Origin of the sequence: Streptomyces aurantiaciflavus (assembly GCF_049808595.1) — a bacterium.
GTDB lineage: Bacteria > Actinomycetota > Actinomycetes > Streptomycetales > Streptomycetaceae > Streptomyces.
The window spans coordinates 142,843-160,537 of sequence record NZ_JBNCAQ010000001.1; the positions used below are offsets into that span (position 1 = coordinate 142,843).

15 protein-coding genes and 2 tRNA genes are annotated in these 17,695 nt (G+C 69.1%); 3 read left to right on the plus strand and 14 right to left on the minus strand.

What is annotated here, in order from left to right:
• Positions 1–104 precede the first annotated feature (104 nt).
• From mreD to ACPT94_RS00590, 7 genes are all read right to left on the minus strand, one after another.
• Positions 105–773, minus strand: a complete 669-nt coding sequence (gene mreD, locus ACPT94_RS00560) for a rod shape-determining protein MreD (protein WP_360340776.1) — start codon at positions 771–773, stop codon at positions 105–107.
• Positions 774–786: 13 nt separating this feature from the next.
• Positions 787–1,728, minus strand: a complete 942-nt coding sequence (gene mreC, locus ACPT94_RS00565) for a rod shape-determining protein MreC (protein WP_360340773.1) — start codon at positions 1,726–1,728, stop codon at positions 787–789.
• A 163-nt stretch (positions 1,729–1,891) separates the two neighbouring features.
• The gene (locus tag ACPT94_RS00570) at positions 1,892–2,911 is read right to left on the minus strand and encodes a rod shape-determining protein (RefSeq protein ID WP_030779466.1); all 1,020 of its coding nucleotides are present in this window, start codon (positions 2,909–2,911) and stop codon (positions 1,892–1,894) included.
• A gap of 1,010 nt (positions 2,912–3,921) precedes the next feature.
• Positions 3,922–4,335 (minus strand): nucleoside-diphosphate kinase, encoded by a 414-nt coding sequence (gene ndk / locus ACPT94_RS00575; RefSeq protein WP_189941963.1) that lies wholly within the window; start codon positions 4,333–4,335, stop codon positions 3,922–3,924.
• A gap of 64 nt (positions 4,336–4,399) precedes the next feature.
• Positions 4,400–4,765 (minus strand): DUF4233 domain-containing protein, encoded by a 366-nt coding sequence (locus ACPT94_RS00580; RefSeq protein ID WP_360340769.1) that lies wholly within the window; start codon positions 4,763–4,765, stop codon positions 4,400–4,402.
• An 8-nt stretch (positions 4,766–4,773) separates the two neighbouring features.
• Positions 4,774–6,294, minus strand: a complete 1,521-nt coding sequence (gene folC / locus ACPT94_RS00585; RefSeq protein ID WP_425244782.1) for a bifunctional tetrahydrofolate synthase/dihydrofolate synthase — start codon at positions 6,292–6,294, stop codon at positions 4,774–4,776.
• Between the two features lie 139 nt (positions 6,295–6,433).
• Complete coding sequence (locus ACPT94_RS00590) at positions 6,434–9,058, minus strand: valine--tRNA ligase (protein WP_425244783.1); 2,625 nt, start codon at positions 9,056–9,058, stop codon at positions 6,434–6,436.
• Positions 9,059–9,194: 136 nt separating this feature from the next.
• Between ACPT94_RS00590 and ACPT94_RS00595 the strand changes: the two genes are divergently transcribed.
• Entirely contained in the window at positions 9,195–10,163 is a 969-nt protein-coding gene (locus ACPT94_RS00595; protein WP_360340760.1) for a hypothetical protein, read from the plus strand.
• A gap of 65 nt (positions 10,164–10,228) precedes the next feature.
• On the opposite strand, the gene clpX is transcribed toward ACPT94_RS00595, so the two are convergent.
• From clpX to ACPT94_RS00620, 5 genes are all read right to left on the minus strand, one after another.
• Complete coding sequence (gene clpX, locus ACPT94_RS00600) at positions 10,229–11,518, minus strand: ATP-dependent Clp protease ATP-binding subunit ClpX (protein WP_189941968.1); 1,290 nt, start codon at positions 11,516–11,518, stop codon at positions 10,229–10,231.
• Positions 11,519–11,711: 193 nt separating this feature from the next.
• On the minus strand, positions 11,712–12,392 hold the full coding sequence (locus ACPT94_RS00605) for an ATP-dependent Clp protease proteolytic subunit (protein ID WP_360340756.1): 681 nt from the start codon (positions 12,390–12,392) through the stop codon (positions 11,712–11,714).
• A gap of 52 nt (positions 12,393–12,444) precedes the next feature.
• Positions 12,445–13,053 (minus strand): ATP-dependent Clp protease proteolytic subunit, encoded by a 609-nt coding sequence (locus ACPT94_RS00610; protein WP_055623941.1) that lies wholly within the window; start codon positions 13,051–13,053, stop codon positions 12,445–12,447.
• 502 nt (positions 13,054–13,555) lie between these two features.
• The gene (gene tig / locus ACPT94_RS00615) at positions 13,556–14,959 is read right to left on the minus strand and encodes a trigger factor (RefSeq protein ID WP_360340753.1); all 1,404 of its coding nucleotides are present in this window, start codon (positions 14,957–14,959) and stop codon (positions 13,556–13,558) included.
• A gap of 192 nt (positions 14,960–15,151) precedes the next feature.
• Positions 15,152–15,228 (minus strand) — tRNA-Pro (locus tag ACPT94_RS00620).
• Positions 15,229–15,395: 167 nt separating this feature from the next.
• On the opposite strand from ACPT94_RS00620, the gene ACPT94_RS00625 reads away from it, so the two are divergent.
• Positions 15,396–15,466: transfer RNA gene (locus tag ACPT94_RS00625), tRNA-Gly, on the plus strand.
• 90 nt (positions 15,467–15,556) lie between these two features.
• On the opposite strand, the gene ACPT94_RS00630 is transcribed toward ACPT94_RS00625, so the two are convergent.
• Positions 15,557–15,751 (minus strand): hypothetical protein, encoded by a 195-nt coding sequence (locus ACPT94_RS00630; protein ID WP_073491582.1) that lies wholly within the window; start codon positions 15,749–15,751, stop codon positions 15,557–15,559.
• Positions 15,752–16,161: 410 nt separating this feature from the next.
• On the opposite strand from ACPT94_RS00630, the gene ACPT94_RS00635 reads away from it, so the two are divergent.
• Positions 16,162–17,304, plus strand: a complete 1,143-nt coding sequence (locus ACPT94_RS00635) for an acyltransferase family protein (RefSeq protein ID WP_360340749.1) — start codon at positions 16,162–16,164, stop codon at positions 17,302–17,304.
• 76 nt (positions 17,305–17,380) lie between these two features.
• Here the strand turns inward: ACPT94_RS00635 and ACPT94_RS00640 are convergent, their stop codons facing one another.
• Positions 17,381–17,659 carry a hypothetical protein gene (locus ACPT94_RS00640; RefSeq protein ID WP_360340746.1) on the minus strand — a complete coding sequence of 93 codons (279 nt, stop codon included), beginning with the start codon at positions 17,657–17,659 and terminating at the stop codon, positions 17,381–17,383.
• Between the last annotated feature and the right edge of the window lie 36 nt (positions 17,660–17,695).

The following is a 17,695-nucleotide window of genomic DNA, read 5'->3' on the forward strand; positions in this document are numbered from 1 at the left end:
GCGTACGAATGATGAACGACGGTCCTGTGAGGCTCCGTTCCGCCGCCCCCTCCCCCGTTCGGGTGATTCATCCCCTGGCGCGCTCCGCGCGCGGGCGCCCGCGCTCACAGCCGCTTGACCCCCTTGATGCGTCCGGCGCGCGCCACCCGTGACCGGGCCGCCTTCATCTTCAGGCCGCCGCGCTGACCGCCGATCCTGAGGCCGGTGCCGGAGGAGAGCCAACCGGAGGAGAGGTCGGCCGTCTTGGCGGAGTTCGTCTCGGCGAGCGGGTCGTTCTCCGCGCGCCGGGCCAGGAACATCACGCCGGGGACGACGAAGGGGGCGAGCAGCAGGTCGTACAGTGCCGCCGAGAACAGCAGGCCGGTGAGGCCGACGTTGCGGGCGGCGGTGTCGCCGACGAGGGCGCCGACGCCCGCGTACAGCAGGGTGGAACCGACCGCGGCGGCGACGACCACGACCATCGGGCCGGTGGCGGACTTGATCTGCCCGGTCTCCGGCTTGACGAGCCCGGCGAGGTAGCCGATCACGCAGAGCACGAGGGCGTAGCGGCCGGCGGCGTGGTCGGCGGGCGGGGCGAGATCGGCGAGCAGGCCGGCGCCGAAGCCGATGAGGGCGCCGCCGACATGGCCGTAGACCATGGCGAGGCCCAGGACGGTGAGGAGCAGCAGGTCGGGGACGGCGCCCGGGAGGTGGAGGCGGGCGAGGACGCTCACCTGGATCACCAGGGCGACGACGACGAGGGGGACGGAGAGCAGGATCCGGTTGACGCGCATGGGTTGTCAGCTCCTACTGCTCTTCCTGGCCGTCGACGGGTTCGTTCGCGTTCGGGGTGACCGTGACGGTCACCGTCGGCGTGGGGACCGGCTTGGGCTTCGCGGGGAGCACGGTGTCGCGCGGATCCTTCTTCGGGGCCTCGACGACGACACCGACGATGTCGAGCTTGGTGAAGCTGACGTACGGCGTGACGTAGAGCGTGCGGGTCAGGTCGCCGCCGGAGGGGTCGACGCGGGAGACCACGCCGACCGGGACGCCGGGCACGAAGGGCTTGTCGGCCTGGGAGCCGAAGGTGACGAGCCGGTCGCCCGCCTTCACCTCCGCCTTGCCGTTGAGGAGTTCCACGCGCAGCGGGCGGTCGCCCTGCCCGGAGGCGAAGCCGAGTTCGTCGCTGGCTTCCATGCGGGTGCCGACGGTGAAGTCGGGGTCGTTGGCGAGGAGGACGGTGGCGGTGTGGGGGCCCACGGTCGTCACGCGCCCGACGAGACCCTCCCCGTTCAGCACGGTCATGTCACGTTTGATGCCGTCGTCGGCGCCGACGTCGATGGTGACGGTCCAGGAGAAACCCTGGGCCGCTCCTATCGCGATGACTTCGGCGCCCTTGATGCCGTACTGCCCCTCGCCGGCGATCTTCAGCATCTTGTCGAGCTGCGCCAGGCGGCTGCGGTTGCGGTCGTCGCTGCCGAGCTTCGCCTTGAGAGCCGCGTTCTCCTGCTCCAGTTCCGCGAGCCGGTCGTGACGCTCACCGGAGTCGCGGACCGCGGAGACGGCGTTGCCGACCGGGTCGACCGCCGAGGACACGCCGTCCTCGATCGGGCCGAAGACCGCGGCCGCGGCCTGCCGGGCACCGTCGACCGGGGAGTCCTCTCCACCGCGGATGTCCACCGTGATCAGCGCGAACGCGACGGCGATCAGCAGCACCAGGAGCAGCCGGCTCTCTCGTGTGTCCCTCACGTGCGGCGGCCGTGCCCTTCCTCATAGGAATTCGGGTAGCCCCTGGGAAACCCGAGGGGCGTGGTATGGGGTGCTTCGAGGCTCTTGAGGATCTTATGCCTCTATACCAACGATCCGCCGCACGAGAGCAGATCATCTCGTACGGCGGAATCGAAGCGTTACGTCATCTGCGGGGCGCGGCGTCCAGAACCTGCTGGAGCGCCTCGAACTCCTCGACGCACTTGCCGGATCCCAGCGCCACGCTGTCCAGCGGATCCTCGGCGATATGGATGGGCATACCGGTCTCGCGCCGCAGCCGCTCGTCGAGCCCGCGCAGCAGGGCGCCGCCGCCCGTCAGCACGATGCCGCGGTCCATGATGTCGCCGGACAGCTCGGGCGGGCACTTGTCGAGGGTGGTCTTCACGGCGTCGACGATCGCGTTGACGGGCTCCTCGATCGCCTTGCGCACTTCGGCGGCGGAGATGACGACGGTCTTGGGCAGCCCGGAGACCAGGTCCCGCCCGCGGATTTCGGTGTGCTCGTCGGAGTCGAGGTCGTACGCCGAGCCGATGGTGATCTTGATCTGCTCGGCCGTCCGCTCACCGAGAAGAAGGCTGTACTCCTTCTTGATGTGCTGGATGATCGCGTTGTCCAGCTCGTCGCCCGCGACGCGGATGGACTGGGCGGTGACGATGCCGCCGAGCGAGATGACCGCGACCTCCGTGGTGCCTCCGCCGATGTCCACCACCATGTTGCCCGTGGCCTCGTGGACCGGCAGGCCGGAGCCGATGGCCGCGGCCATGGGCTCCTCGATGATGTGCACCTGCCGGGCACCGGCCTGGGTCGACGCCTCGATGACGGCGCGGCGCTCGACACCGGTGATGCCGGAGGGCACACAGACGACAACCCGAGGACGGGCGAGATACCGCCGCTTGTGGATCTTCAGGATGAAGTAGCGGAGCATCCGCTCGGTGATCTCGAAGTCGGCGATGACACCGTCCTTCAGCGGACGTACGGCAACGATGTTGCCAGGGGTCCGCCCGATCATCTTCTTCGCTTCGGCGCCGACCGCGAGGATGCCACCGGTGTTGGTGTTGATCGCGACGACGGACGGCTCGTTGAGTACGATCCCGCGACCCCTGACGTACACCAGCGTGTTGGCGGTCCCGAGGTCGACAGCCATGTCACGGCCGATGAACGACATTGAGTTCCCCATCAGGATTCGACTGGCCTTCCCATGAGCTTTTGAGGGCTTTTCAGGTCGGCGCGGTGGGTGCTGTGACGTGAAGGCTTACATCGTAAACGCGCCTCCCCGAACACTGCGCGAGGGTCTTCGCCATTGTCAGCAGATGCCGCGGCGCCTCGCTTCTGGAGACGGTCCATCGGGGGCACGCGTTCCCCCGATCGCCACGCATATGCCAAGCGAGGGCCGAAAAGGTACGAGTGGCCCTGGTCAGCCGGACAAGCGATCTGACGCCGAGTCAGAAAATTTTTTGAAACCTTCGCGCCGACCACACGCGGTTCGCCCCGAGCAGCCCCACGACGAACTCCTGACTGCGCACCGAACGCCGGGCGCGCCGTGGGTCGGCGCCCCGACTTTGGACGAGCACACGGAGAGGCCGCGGCCACGCCGCGAGCACACCGAAGCGCCGGGGTGTCAGTCCTTGGGCGACGCGCACCGGCGGGCCGAGCCGGGGGATGCACCCGGGCTCCCCGAGCGGCGCTCCGGACCGGGTTCCCCGGGCGGCGCTCCGGAGCCCGACGACGAACACGACAGCGCCCGGCCGGCGCACCGAACAAACCCGACGACGGACGCGAGAGGGGCCGGCCGGCGTACCGGACCGACCCCAACCCCGCACGCCGTACCCGGCAGCCCGGCGAAGCCAGTACACGCCGACCGGAAGAGGGGAACACCCCGCGCCGCACCCCGAACAACCCGGCAGAGCCACTAGACCCCGCTCCGAACAACGCGGCGAAACCACTCCCCCCGACCGGAAGGCGAGAACGCGCCGCGCCCCACCCCCGACAACCCGGCGAAACCAGTGCGCCCCCGCCGGCGGGTTGGACGGGCGGGGGCGGGCGGGGGGCGGGATCCGGCCGGTGGGCGTCTGTCGAACGCTGCCTCTTGGCCGGGGAACCGGGGGGCGGGTGGAAGGCTGTGGTGTCAGGCTTCCGTGCGCTCGCGGTGAGGCCGCCCAACCCCTGGGGGCTGCGTTATGCCCGGCCGGGGAAGAAGATCTTCACCTCGCGCTCGGCGGACTCCTCGGAGTCGGAGGCGTGGATCAGGTTCTCGCGGACGATGACGCCGTAGTCGCCGCGGATGGAGCCGGGGGCGGCGGCGATGGGGTCGGTCGGACCGGCCAGCGCGCGGACGCCCTCGATGACCCGCTCGCCCTCGACGATCAGGGCGACGACCGGGCCGGAGGACATGAACTCCACCAGCGGCTCGTAGAAGGGCTTGCCCTTGTGCTCGCCGTAGTGCTGCTCCAGCGTGTCCTGGTCCAGTGTGCGCAGCTCCAGCGCGGTGATCTGCCAGCCGGCCTTCCGCTCGATACGGCTGATGATCTCGCCGGTCAGGCCTCGACGGACGGCGTCGGGCTTGAGGAGGACGAGGGTGCGCTGGCTCACGGGAAGACTCCTTCTACTGCCGGTGTGCGGTGGGATGAGGTTACAGGGCGTGTCCGAGCTCCGGTCACACAGCGTCAGCAGCGTCCGGGGAGTGTGTGTCGGCCTGCGCCGCGAAACGCGCCTTCGCCTCGTCGATCTTGCGGCCGAAGTGCACGGACGCCCACCACAGGGCCCCGAAGAGCACCCCCAGGACGAACATCATCGGGACGAAGAACCCGGAGGCGACGAGGGCGATCTGCAGGGCCCAGCCGAGGGCCACGCCCCCGGGCCGGGTCACCATGCCGCACAGCACCACGCTCAGGAACATCGCGATGCCGCACACCGTCCACACCGTCGACATGGACAGGTCGGGGTCCTTCATGGCGACGAGACCCGCGAAGCCGATGATGAAGAACTCGCCGATCAGGGTCGAGGAACAGAGCGTACGCATCTCAGGCCTCAGCCCTTTCCCAGCAGCAGTCGGGCTTCGCCGACCGTGATGACGGAACCGGTGACCAGCACTCCGCCGCCCGCGAACTCGCCCTCCTCCTCGGCGAGCGTGATCGCCGCCTCCAGGGCGTCGGGCAGCCGCGGCTCGACCTGGACGCGTTCCTCGCCGAACACCTCGACGGCGATCGCGGCCAGCTCGTCGGCGTCCATCGCGCGGTGGCTGGAGTTCTGGGTGATCACGACCTCCGCGAAGATCGGCTCGAAGGCCTCCAGCAGCCCCCGTACGTTCTTGTCGCCGCTGGCCCCGACCACCCCGATCAGCCGGCTGAAGTCGAAGGCCTCGCCGATCGCCTCGGCGGTGGCGCGGGCGCCGGCCGGGTTGTGGGCGGCGTCGAGCACGACGGTCGGGGACCGCCGTACGACCTCGAGCCGGCCCGGCGACGACACGGACGCGAAGGCCTTGCGGACGGTGTCGACGTCCAGCGGCTCGGGCCGCTGGGAGCCGACGCCGAAGAACGCCTCGACGGCGGCGAGGGCGACGGCCGCGTTGTGGGCCTGGTAGGCGCCGTGGAGGGGGAGATACACCTCGGTGTACTCGCCGCCGAGCCCGCGCAGGGTGAGCAGCTGCCCGCCGACGGCGACCTGCCGGGCCACGACCCCGAACTCCAGCCCCTCCCGGGCCACGGTCGCGTCGACCTCGACGGCCTTCTTCAACAGGACCTGGGCGGCGTCGACGGGCTGCTGGGCCAGGATGACCGTCGCGTCCTGCTTGACGATGCCGGCCTTCTCGGCGGCGATCGCGGCGGGCGTCTCCCCGAGCCGGTCGGTGTGGTCGAGATCGATCGGGGTGACGACGGCGACGTCGCCGTCGATGACGTTCGTCGCGTCCCAGGAGCCGCCCATGCCGACCTCGACGACGGCCACGTCGACGGGCGCGTCGGCGAAGGCCGCGTACGCCATGCCGGTGAGCACCTCGAAGAAGGACAGCCGGTACTCCTGCGAACCGTCGACCATCTCGACGTACGGCTTGATGTCGTTGTACGTCTCGATGAACCGCTCGGCGGAGATGGGCGCCCCGTCGAGACTGATCCGCTCGGTGATCGACTGGACGTGGGGCGAGGTGTACCGGCCCGTCCGCAGCTCGAAGGCGCCCAGCAGGGCCTCGATCATGCGGGCGGTGGACGTCTTGCCGTTGGTCCCGGTGATGTGGATCGAGGGATACGACCGCTGCGGCTCGCCCAGCACGTCCATCAGCGCGGCGATGCGGCCGACGGACGGCTCCAGCTTGGTCTCGCCCCAGCGCGTCGCCAGCTCCGCCTCGACCTCGCGCAGGGCCTTGTCGACCTCCGGGTCCTCGGGGCGCGCGGGCACCTCGGTGCTGGGCGGCCCGCCCTGCGTGCGCAGGGTGCGGCTGCCGGCCTCGATGACCGCGAGATCGGGGTCGCGGTCGGTCTCGGCCGCGATGATCTCCTCGAAGGAGTCGAGGGGGTCGGGCTGGTCGTGGTTGCCGTTCGGGGGGAGCTCGCTCACGGGGTCAGTCTACGGAGCGGAGGTGACAGGCGTGGGCGAAGGCCCCCGGAGCTGTGGGTTCCGGGGGCCTTCGGCCACTGTCGCGGGCTTGCCGCTCTCTGTGGGACGGGCGCCGCCCCAGTGGCGCGACGGCCCGCGGCTATGCCTGCGGCAGCCGCTCCAGCTGGGCCTGGATGCGGGCGATGTCCTCGTCCGCCTTGGCGAGCCGCGTCCGGATCTTGTCGACGACCTGGTCCGGCGCCTTGGCCAGGAACGCCTCGTTGCCGAGCTTGGCGCCCGCCTGGGCCTTCTCCTTCTCCGCCGCGGCGAGGTCCTTCGCGAGCCGCTTGCGCTCCGCCGCCACGTCGATCGTGCCGGACAGGTCCAGCGCGACCGTGGCGCCGGCGACCGGCAGGGTCGCCGTGGCCGAGAAGCCCTCGCCCTCCGGCTGAAGGCGCAGCAGCTGGCGGATGGCCGCCTCGTGGGGCGCCAGGGCCGTACCGTCGAGGGTCAGGCGGGCCGGGACGCGCTGGCCCGGCTGGAGACCCTGGTCGGCGCGGAAGCGGCGGACCTCGGTGATCACGGACTGGAGGGTCTCGATCTCCCGCTCGGCGTCGGCGTCACGGAAGCCGCTGTCCGCGGGCCACTCGGCGACGACGACGGACTCGCCGCCGGTCAGCGTCGTCCAGAGGGTCTCGGTGACGAACGGGACGACCGGGTGCAGCAGCTTGAGGGTGACGTCGAGGACCTCGCCCAGGACCCGCTTGCTGACCTCCGCCGGCTCGCCGCCCGCCTGGAACGTCGTCTTGGACAGCTCGACGTACCAGTCGAAGACCTCGTCCCAGGCGAAGTGGAAGAGGGCGTCGGAGAGCTTCGCGAACTGGAAGTCCTCGTAGTACGCGTCGACTTCGGAGACGACGGAGTTGAGACGGGACAGGATCCACCGGTCCGTCGCCGACATGGCGGACGCGTCCGGGAGGGGGCCTTCCACCGTCGCGCCGTTCATCAGCGCGAAGCGCGTCGCGTTCCAGATCTTGTTGGCGAAGTTGCGGGAGCCCTGGACCCAGTCCTCGCCGATCGGGACGTCGACGCCGGGGTTGGCGCCGCGGGCGAGAGTGAACCTCAGCGCGTCGCTGCCGTACTTGTCCATCCAGTCCAGCGGGTTGACCGCGTTGCCGAAGGACTTCGACATCTTCTTGCCGAACTGGTCACGGACCATGCCGTGCAGGGCGATGGTGTGGAAGGGCGGGGTGCCGTCCATCGCGTACAGGCCGAACATCATCATCCGGGCGACCCAGAAGAAGAGGATGTCGTAGCCGGTCACCAGGACGGAGTTCGGGTAGAACTTCGCGAGCGACTCGGTCTGTTCGGGCCAGCCGAGCGTCGAGAACGGCCACAGGCCGGAGGAGAACCAGGTGTCGAGGACGTCGGTGTCCTGATGCCAGCCCTCGCCGGTCGGCGGCTCCTCGTCGGGCCCGACACAGACGACTTCGCCCTCCGGGCCGTACCAGACCGGAATCCGGTGACCCCACCACAACTGCCGTGAGATGCACCAGTCGTGGAGGTTGTCGACCCAGTCGAAGTACCGCTTCTCCATCTCCTGCGGGTGGATCTTGACCTTGCCCTCGCGGACGGCGTCACCGGCGGCCTTGGCGAGCGGTCCGACCTTGACCCACCACTGCATGGACAGGCGCGGCTCGATGGTCGTCTTGCAGCGCGAGCAGTGGCCGACGGAGTGGACGTACGGCCGCTTCTCGGCGACGATCCGGCCCTCGGCGCGCAGCGCGGCGACGATCGCGGAGCGGGCCTCGAGGCGGTCCAGGCCCTGGAAGGGGCCGTGGGCCGTGATGACGGCGTGCTCGTCCATGACGGTGAGGGACGGCAGGTTGTGCCGCTGGCCGATCTCGAAGTCGTTCGGGTCGTGGGCGGGGGTGACCTTGACGGCGCCCGTGCCGAACTCCGGGTCGACGTGCTCGTCGGCGACGACCGGGATGGAGCGGTCGGTCAGCGGCAGCCTGATGAGCTTGCCGACCAGGTGCTTGTACCGCTCGTCCTCGGGGTGGACGGCGACGGCCGTGTCACCGAGCATGGTCTCGGCGCGGGTGGTGGCGACGACGAGCGTCTCGTCGCCCTCGCCGTACTTGATGGAGACGAGCTCGCCGTCGTCGTCCTGGTACTCGACCTCGATGTCGGAGATCGCGGTGAGACAGCGCGGACACCAGTTGATGATCCGCTCGGCGCGGTAGATCAGCTCGTCGTCGTACAGCCGCTTGAAGATGGTCTGGACGGCCTGCGAGAGGCCCTCGTCCATGGTGAAGCGCTCACGGGACCAGGCGACACCGTCACCCAGCCGCCGCATCTGACCGCTGATCTGACCGCCGGACTCGGCCTTCCACTGCCAGACACGCTCGACGAAGGCCTCACGGCCGAGGTCGTGCCGGGACTTGCCCTCCTTGCCCAGCTCCCGCTCGACGACGTTCTGCGTGGCGATGCCGGCGTGGTCCATCCCGGGTTGCCACAGCGTCTCGTAGCCCTGCATGCGCTTGCGGCGCGTGAGGGCGTCGATGAGGGTGTGCTCGAAAGCGTGCCCGAGGTGCAGGCTGCCCGTGACGTTCGGCGGCGGGATGACGATGGTGTACGCGGGCTTCTCGCTCTTGGCGTCGGCCTCGAAGTAACCCCGCTCTACCCAACGCTCGTACAGCGGCCCCTCTACATCGGCCGGCGCGTACTGGGTCGGCAGTTCGGTGTTGGGCGCTGGTGGCTGCTGCTGAGCGTTCTCGGTCACGGGCTCAGTTTAGAGGTGTCACGGCGCCGTCCCGAAACGCGTTTGTTCTGTAACGGTGGGGGCCCCGCCGCCGTGGGGGGACTGGGGTTGAGCCAGGATGTGAAAATCACATAAGCATCTGGAGGGGAACCCAGAGATGAGCTACAACCAGCCGGGCCCGTACGGCGGGCAGCAGCCTCAGCAGCCCGGTCCGTACGGCCAGCCGGGTCCGTACGGCCAGCCGCCGCAGGCGCCCCAGCCCGGCTACGGCTACCCCCAGCAGCCCCCGCAGGGCGTCCCGCCCCAGACCCCTCCGTACGGCCAACAGCCCGGCCCCTACGCCCAGCAGCCCCCCACCCCGCCGTACGGCCAGCAGCCTCCCTACGGCCAGCAGCCCCCGTACGGCCAGGCCCCCTACGGCGTCCCCCAGCCCCCGGTCCCGGGCGGCGGCAAGAAGAAGACCGGCATCATCATCGGCGCGGTCGCGGTCGTGGCGGCGATCGGCGTGGGCGCGTTCTTCGCGATCGGCGGGGGCGGGGGCGGCGCCGGCGGGCTGAAGGACGACGGCCCGCACAAGCTGACCGCGCCGGCCTCCCTGCTGTCCGACAAGTACAAGCGGATGGGCGACTCCAAGGAGGAGGAGGCGAGCTCCAGCGACGAGAAGGACCTCGCCAAGGCCGGCGTCAGCGACCCCACGTCGATCGGCGCGATCTACTCGACGATGGACCTGACCTCCATCGACAGCAGCGACCCGAGCGCGCTGGCGAAGGCGGAGACCGCCGAGAACGTCACGTTCTTCGGCGTCTACGGCAAGGTGGCGGACCCCGAGAAGGCCCTCGACGCCACCTTCACCCAGATGAAGACGGAGTCGGACGACGACGTCAAGCTGATCGGCGACGCCGAGACCGTCGAACCCGACAGCCTGGACGGCGCGGTGATGAAGTGCCAGAAGACGGAGAGCAAGAGCGCCCTCACCGAGAAGACCCAGACGACCTACCTGTGCATCTGGGCGGACTACAGCACCATGGGAGTGGTGCAGCCGACCGCGGGCTCCAAGACCTACTCGCTCGACGAGTCCGCCGAGATCGCGGCCAAGGTCCGCAAGGAGGCCCGCGTCAAGGCCTGACGCCGCCGACACGAGAGGGGCCCCGGTCGGTCGACCGGGGCCCCTCGTCGTCGCGCGGGTGGCGGCTACGCCGTCTTCTGCTCGCCCGGCCCCCGGCCGCCCCGCGCCTCCCGCGGGATCAGGGTCGGGTTGACGTTGGAGTGGACGACGTCCGCGGTGATGACGACGCGGGCCACGTCCTTGCGGGAGGGGACCTCGTACATCACGGACATGAGGACTTCCTCCATGATGGCGCGCAGGCCGCGGGCGCCCGTCTGGCGGAGGATCGCCTGGTCGGCGATGGCTTCGAGGGCCTCGCGCTCGAAGTCGAGTTCCACGCCGTCGAGTTCGAAGAGGCGCTGGTACTGCTTGACCAGCGCGTTGCGGGGCTCGATGAGGATCTGGAGGAGGGCCTCGCGGTCCAGGTTGTGGACCGAGGTGATGACCGGCAGACGGCCGATGAACTCGGGGATCATGCCGAACTTGACCAGGTCCTCGGGCATGACGTCCTCGAACTGGTCCTTGGCCTCCAGCTCCCGCTTGGAGCGGATCGTCGCGCCGAAGCCGATGCCCTTGGCGCCGGCCCGGGTCTCGATGATCTTCTCCAGACCCGCGAAGGCACCGCCCACGATGAACAGGACGTTCGTCGTGTCGATCTGGATGAACTCCTGGTGCGGGTGCTTGCGGCCGCCCTGCGGCGGGACGGAGGCCGTGGTGCCCTCCAGGATCTTCAGCAGGGCCTGCTGGACGCCTTCGCCGCTGACGTCACGCGTGATCGAGGGGTTCTCGCTCTTGCGGGCGACCTTGTCGATCTCGTCGATGTAGATGATCCCGGTCTCGGCCTTCTTGACGTCGTAGTCGGCCGCCTGGATCAGCTTCAGCAGGATGTTCTCGACGTCCTCGCCCACGTACCCCGCCTCGGTCAGCGCCGTGGCGTCGGCGATGGCGAACGGGACGTTCAGCATGCGCGCGAGGGTCTGCGCGAGGAGGGTCTTGCCGGAGCCCGTGGGACCCAGCAGAAGGATGTTCGACTTCGCCAACTCGATGGCGTCGTCGCGGCCTTGGGCGCCGCCGTTCTCACCGGCCTGGACGCGCTTGTAGTGGTTGTACACCGCGACCGACAGGGCCTTCTTGGCGGCCTCCTGGCCGACCACGTAGCCCTCGAGGAACTCGTAGATCTCGCGCGGCTTCGGGAGTTCCTCCCAGCGGACCTCACTGGTCTCCGCGAGCTCTTCCTCGATGATCTCGTTGCAGAGATCGATGCACTCGTCGCAGATGTACACACCGGGCCCTGCGATGAGCTTCTTGACCTGCTTCTGGCTCTTGCCGCAGAACGAGCACTTGAGCAGATCGCCGCCGTCACCGATGCGTGCCACGGTGTGCTTCCCCTTCGCCTGGGAGACGCCTGGACGTCTTTCGAGTCCAGCGGCTCCTGGTGCTGCCTTATGTCGACGGTACCTTGCCGGGCCCCCCGTTCGGGCCCCCCTTGGCACGGTTCACGTCCACTCACTCACGTGCGGACGCGTCACACCGTGCCAAGGGGCGGCAGACGATACTCCCCCTCCCGCGCTAGCGCAGGGAGGTGTTGTTCATCTTCCGGGTCGAGATGATCTGGTCGATCAGGCCGTACGACAGTGCGTCCTCGGCCGTGAGGATCTTGTCGCGCTCGATGTCCTCGCGGATCTTCTCGATCGGCGTGGTGGAGTGCTTGGCCAGCATCTCCTCCAGCTGCGAGCGCATCCGCAGGATCTCGTTCGCGGCGATCTCCAGGTCGGAGACCTGACCGCGGCCGGTCTCGCTGTACGGCTGGTGGATCAGCACGCGCGCGTTCGGCAGCGCCATGCGCTTGCCGGGCGTACCGGCGGCCAGCAGCACGGCCGCGGCGGAGGCCGCCTGGCCCATGCAGACCGTCTGGATGTCCGGCTTCACGAACTGCATCGTGTCGTAGATCGCCGTCAGCGCCGTGAAGGAGCCGCCGGGGCTGTTGATGTAGACCGAGATGTCACGGTCGGGGTCCATCGACTCCAGGCACAGCAGCTGCGCCATGACGTCGTTGGCCGAGGCGTCGTCGATCTGGACGCCCAGGAAGATCACCCGCTCCTCGAAGAGCTTCGCGTACGGGTCGTACTCGCGGATGCCCTGCGAGGTGCGCTCGACGAAGCGGGGGATCACGTAGCGGGACTCGGCGGCCGGGCCCGTGTACTCGGCGCGCGTGCGGTCGTACAGGCCGCTGCCGGGGAAGTCGTTCACTGTCTGTCTCCTAGGGGCTGAGGCGGTCGGCTGGGGGCTTGGCAGGGTGGCCTCAGGCCGCCCCGGTGCCGCCGCCGCCCGGCATGCCGGCGGCCGTGGGGATCACGTCGTCGATGAGGCCGTACTCCTTGGCCTCGAAGGCGTCGAACCAGCGGTCGCGGTCCGAGTCGCGGGTGATCTGCTCGACCGACTGGCCGGTGTGCTGAGCCGTGAGCTCGGCCATGCGCTTCTTGGTGTGCAGCAGCCGCTCGGCGTGGATCTTGATGTCGGAGGCCGAGCCCGCCAGGCCCGCGGAGGGCTGGTGGATCAGGATCTCGGCGTTCGGCAGCGCGAAGCGCTTGCCGGGGGTGCCCGCGCTGAGCAGGAACTGGCCCATCGAGGCCGCGAGGCCCATGGCGATGGTCACCACGTCGTTCTTGATGAACTGCATGGTGTCGTAGATCGCCATGCCGGCCGTGATCGAACCGCCCGGGCTGTTGATGTACAGGTAAATGTCCTTGTCCGGGTCGGCGGCAAGGAGCAGCAGCTGTGCGGTGATCTTGTTCGCGATGTCGTCGTCGACCGGCTGGCCGAGGAAGATGATCCGCTCGTTGAGCAGCCGGTTGTAGACCTGGTCGCCGAGGCCACCACCGATGGAAGGCTCGCCGGCGGCGGAGGGCATCAGATTCGTCACGTATCCACCTGCTCGTCTTACGACGGCGCCGGGCCGTCTCACGTTTCCCTGCTGGGGCTGGAGCCGTTTCGGGGACTCCACTGCCCTCGTATTCATGGACCCTAACGCGCGGGTCCCTTCGGGGAATCCCGGAGAGGTGAGTGTTCGCCGGGGGCGTAGCGGAGGGCTCCGCCTGGCGGCCGGTGCGGTCGCGTGGAGGGCGCCGCGGAAGTCGTCGGGCCGCGGGTACGTCGTGGCTGGTCGCCCCCACCTCCCGGCTTCCCCCCGCTCTGGGCCTCGCCCGAGCGTGCGGGACTCCCCTGCGCGGGGGCACCCCCGTCGCGGCGGAGGCGCGCATCGATGCGGCCCCGCGCCCCTGAGGCGGGCCGACGGGCCCCGGGGCAGGAGTCCCCAGGCACCCCGGCCGGGCTGCCCTCTGGACGAGCCAGAAGGGCCCTGGAGCGTCGTACGCCCCAGGGCCCTTCTGATCACTTCGGAGGCGAAGCGAGGATCAGGCCTCGGCCTTCTCGTCGCCCTCGCCCTCGTCCTTGGTCTCGGCCTGCGCCTCGGCGGTGGCCTCCTCGGCGGAGCCCTCCTCGTCCTCGTCGTCGAGGTCGATGATCTCGCCGTTGGTGTCCTTGACCGTGGCGGACTCCACGACCAGGGCCAGGGCCTTGCCGCGGGCGACCTCGCCGACCAGGAGCGGAACCTGGCCGCCCTCGACGACCGCCTGGGCGAACTGGTCGGGGGACATGCCGGAGGACGCGGCGCGGCGCATGAGGTGCTCGGTGAGCTCCTCCTGGTTCACGTTGAGCTTCTCGCGCTTGACCAGCTCGTCGAGGACGAACTGGGTCTTGATGCCCTTGACCGCGGCCTCACGGGTCTCGGTCTCGAACTCCTCGGCGGTCTTGCCCTGGATCTCCAGGTACTTGTCGAGGGTCAGACCCATCTGGCCGAGCTGGTGGTGCTCCAGGTTGTGCTTGCGGGTGTTGATCTCGTCCTCGAGCAGCTTCTCGGGGACGGGCACCTCGACGAGCTCCAGGAGCTTCTCCAGGACGCGCTCCTGGGCCTGCGTGGCCTGGTCGTACTGCTTCATGTTCACGAGGCGCTTGCGGCTGTCGGCCTTCAGCTCCTCGAGGGTGTCGAACTCGGAGGCGAGCTGCGCGAAGTCGTCGTCCAGCTCGGGCAGTTCGCGGGCGGCGACCTGGCTGACCTTGACGGTGACCTCGGCCTCCTTGCCGGCCGCGGAGCCGCCCTTGAGCTCGGAGGTGAAGGTGGCCTCGCCACCGGCCTCCAGGCCCTTCACGGCGTCGTCGATGCCCTCGAGGAGCTCGCCGGAGCCGATGGTGTAGGAGACGCCCTCGGCGACGCCGTCCTCGAGGACCTCGCCGTCGACCTTGGCCTGCAGGTCGACCGTGACGACGTCGCCGTCCTCGGCGGCGCGCTCGACCGGGGAGGTGGAGGCGAAGCGCTCACGGAGCTGCTCGACCGACTTCTCGACGTCCTCGTCGGTGACCTCGAGGGCGTCGACCTCGACCTCGATGGAGGAGAAGTCCTCGGGGAGCTCCAGGGCGGGGCGCACGTCGACCTCGGCGGTGAAGTTCAGCGTCTCGCCGTCCTTCAGCTCGGTGATGTCGACCTCGGGCTGGCCCAGGACGTCGATCTCGGCCTCGTTGACCGCCTCCGTGTAGAACTTCGGCAGCGCGTCGTTGACGGCCTCCTCCAGCACGGCACCACGGCCGAACCGCTGGTCGATCACCCGGGCGGGGATCTTGCCCTTGCGGAAGCCCTTCACCGTGACCTGCTGGTTGATCTTCTTGTACGCCGCGTCGAGGCTGTCCTTGAGCTCCTCGAAGGGCACCTCGACAGTGAGCCGAACCCGGGTCGGGTTCAGGGTCTCCACGGCGCTCTTCACGGTTCGGTCTCCTTGTGGCTGACTTCTTGGTTTTCGCCGGAGCCAGACAGGTCCGGCGATTCGCCGCCCGGAGGAGTTCGTGGGCCGAGAAGGCCGGGCACGGACACACGGGCGCGCAGCTTGCATAGTAACCGCAGGCACTGAACGGCCCAAAAGACGATCAGCGGCGACGCGCCGACATGATCGCGCAGGTGGTCGGGGTGGCGGGATTTGAACCCACGGCCTTCCGCTCCCAAAGCGGACGCGCTACCAAGCTGCGCCACACCCCGTCTGGTGCGACACGTAGGGTACATGCCCGCAGGCCGTCTGACCGCCGCATTTGCCGAGCCTGTGGGCGGTCGGCGGCACGGACGGGAAAACGGGGTGTGCGGGCGAGGGGGCCGACCCGCTACGATGCCTGCAGTGCCGCGGTCATCTGACCTGCGGCGCGTCCTGTGCGGGCGTAGCTCAATGGTAGAGCCCCAGTCTTCCAAACTGGCTACGCGGGTTCGATTCCCGTCGCCCGCTCTGTTCGGCCCGGGGCCGGGTGGAAGGTCAGCCTTCCGTCCGGCCCCCGGTGTTTTCCGCGGCGGCGTGCCTTGGGCGGAGCACTCCGTGTCAGAAGCTGATCGAGTTGATCGTTTCCGCGAGGGAGTTCAGGAAGCGGTTGATCGACGGCGCCATGCCGGTCGAGGCGAGGAAGAAGCCGAAGAGGATCGCGACGATGGCGGGGCCGGCCTTGATCGACCCGCCCCGGATCAGCACGACCAGGACGATCGCCAACAGCAGCACCACTGACAGTGAAATGGCCACAACTGATCACACCCTCGGTCGGTCCACTCTCCCGGCCCGGGGACGCAACCCCGCGCACCCCCGCCAGAGACCATCGTGCCACCAACCCGGCCTCCCTATGCGGCCGGTGACGCATCCTCCGCGCCGACTGTCCGTTCCCTGTGACGTCGGAGCGCCTTCGGAACACCGCCGGACGACAATTCGGCGGCGTGCTCCACACATGAATTCACAACTGGCGTGCAGGTAATTCGAATTGTGGGCACAGGGTCTCCGACAACACCCCAACAACCGGCGTTATGCACCTTTTAGTCGGGATGAATCGTGACATCCAAGGCACCAGGGAGGGCATCGACTTCGGCTTTTACAGGAATGACATCGCGATGACGAGGAACGTTTTACGGACTGCCACAGACAACGCTAGGGTGCCTCAGATGTTCCACGCCGCTTCGTCTCTCATGCCTGGTCCGCGCTCGTCCCGGAGTCAGAAAGATCAGCACCACCAGTCCCCCGACAGACGGTCCAAGCAGCGTGACGCGTTCTTCGACAACGCCAAGTACATGGCCATCGTGCTGGTGGCCCTCGGACACGCCTGGGAGCCGCTGAAGGGCGACAGCCGGGTGCTCACGGCGGCGTACGTGCTGGTGTACGCGTTCCACATGCCGGCCTTCATCCTCATCTCCGGCTTCTTCTCCCGCAGTTTCGACGGAAGCCCCGCCAAGCTGAAGCGGCTGGTGACGGGCATCGTCGTGCCGTACGTCGTCTTCGAGACCGCGTACCCGCTCCTGAAGACGTACGTCGACGGCGCCCCCCAGGACATCAGCCTGCTCGACCCCTACTACCTGACCTGGTTCCTGTGCGCGCTGTTCATCTGGCGACTGACCACCCCTTTCTGGAAGCTGGTCCGGTATCCCCTGCCGGTCGCGCTGGGCATCGCCATGCTGGCGTCCGCCACCCCGAACATAGGTGACGACCTGGACCTCCAGCGCGTGCTGCAGTTCCTGCCGTTCTTCGTGCTGGGGCTGAATCTGAAACCGGAGCACTTCCGGCTGGTACGCCGGCGTTCGGTGCGCATCGCGGCCGTGCCGGTGTTCGTCTTCGCGCTGGCCTTCTCCTGGTGGGCGGTGCCGCGGATGAACAGCGGATGGCTGTACCACCGCAACTCCGCGCAGGAGCTGGGCGTCCCGTGGTGGGTCGGTCCCGTCATGCAGCTCGCCCTGTTCGGCTGCTCCCTGCTGCTGACCGCCTGCTTCCTCTCCTGGGTGCCGGGCCGCACCATGTGGTTCACGACGCTCGGCGCGGGCACGCTCTACGGCTATCTGCTGCACGGCCTGCTGCTCAAGACCGCCGACTACCGCGGCTGGTTCGACCACCCCGCGCTGCACCGCCCGCTCGGGGAGATCGCCGTCAGTGTCGCCGTGGCGGTCGCCGTCACGCTGATGTGCACCCAGCCCGTACGCCGGGCCCTCCGGTTCGTCGTGGAGCCGAGGATGGACTGGGCGTTCAAGCGGGACGCCGCCGAACTGGCCCGGGAGCGGGAGAAGCAGCGGTCGGAGCGCGAGAAGGTCAGCGCCTAGTGCTCCTGCGCCTGAACGATGACGGGCCGCCGGAGACGATGTCTCCGGCGGCCCGTCATCGTTCAGGTTGCCGTGCTCAGCTCCGGCCCCGCCACAGAAGCGCCAGGCCGATCAGGATCAAGCCGGCCCTGGCCGCCTCGCCGACGGCCCCGCCCGCCGGTGCCCACGACAGGAGCGGGCGGCTCACCGACACGGCGAACAGGCCCAGCAGCGCGATACCGGCACCCCACGCGCGCGGACGGGTCACCGTTCCCTCGAGCCACCCGGGAGCCCGGTTTGTCACGGCGGCAAACATCCCGGCCCCGGCCACGAGGAGGCCGACCACGATGACCACCGCCGAATCGAAGGTTCCCACAGTCTCACCATCTCCTTACAGGCGCAGGAGCGGGCG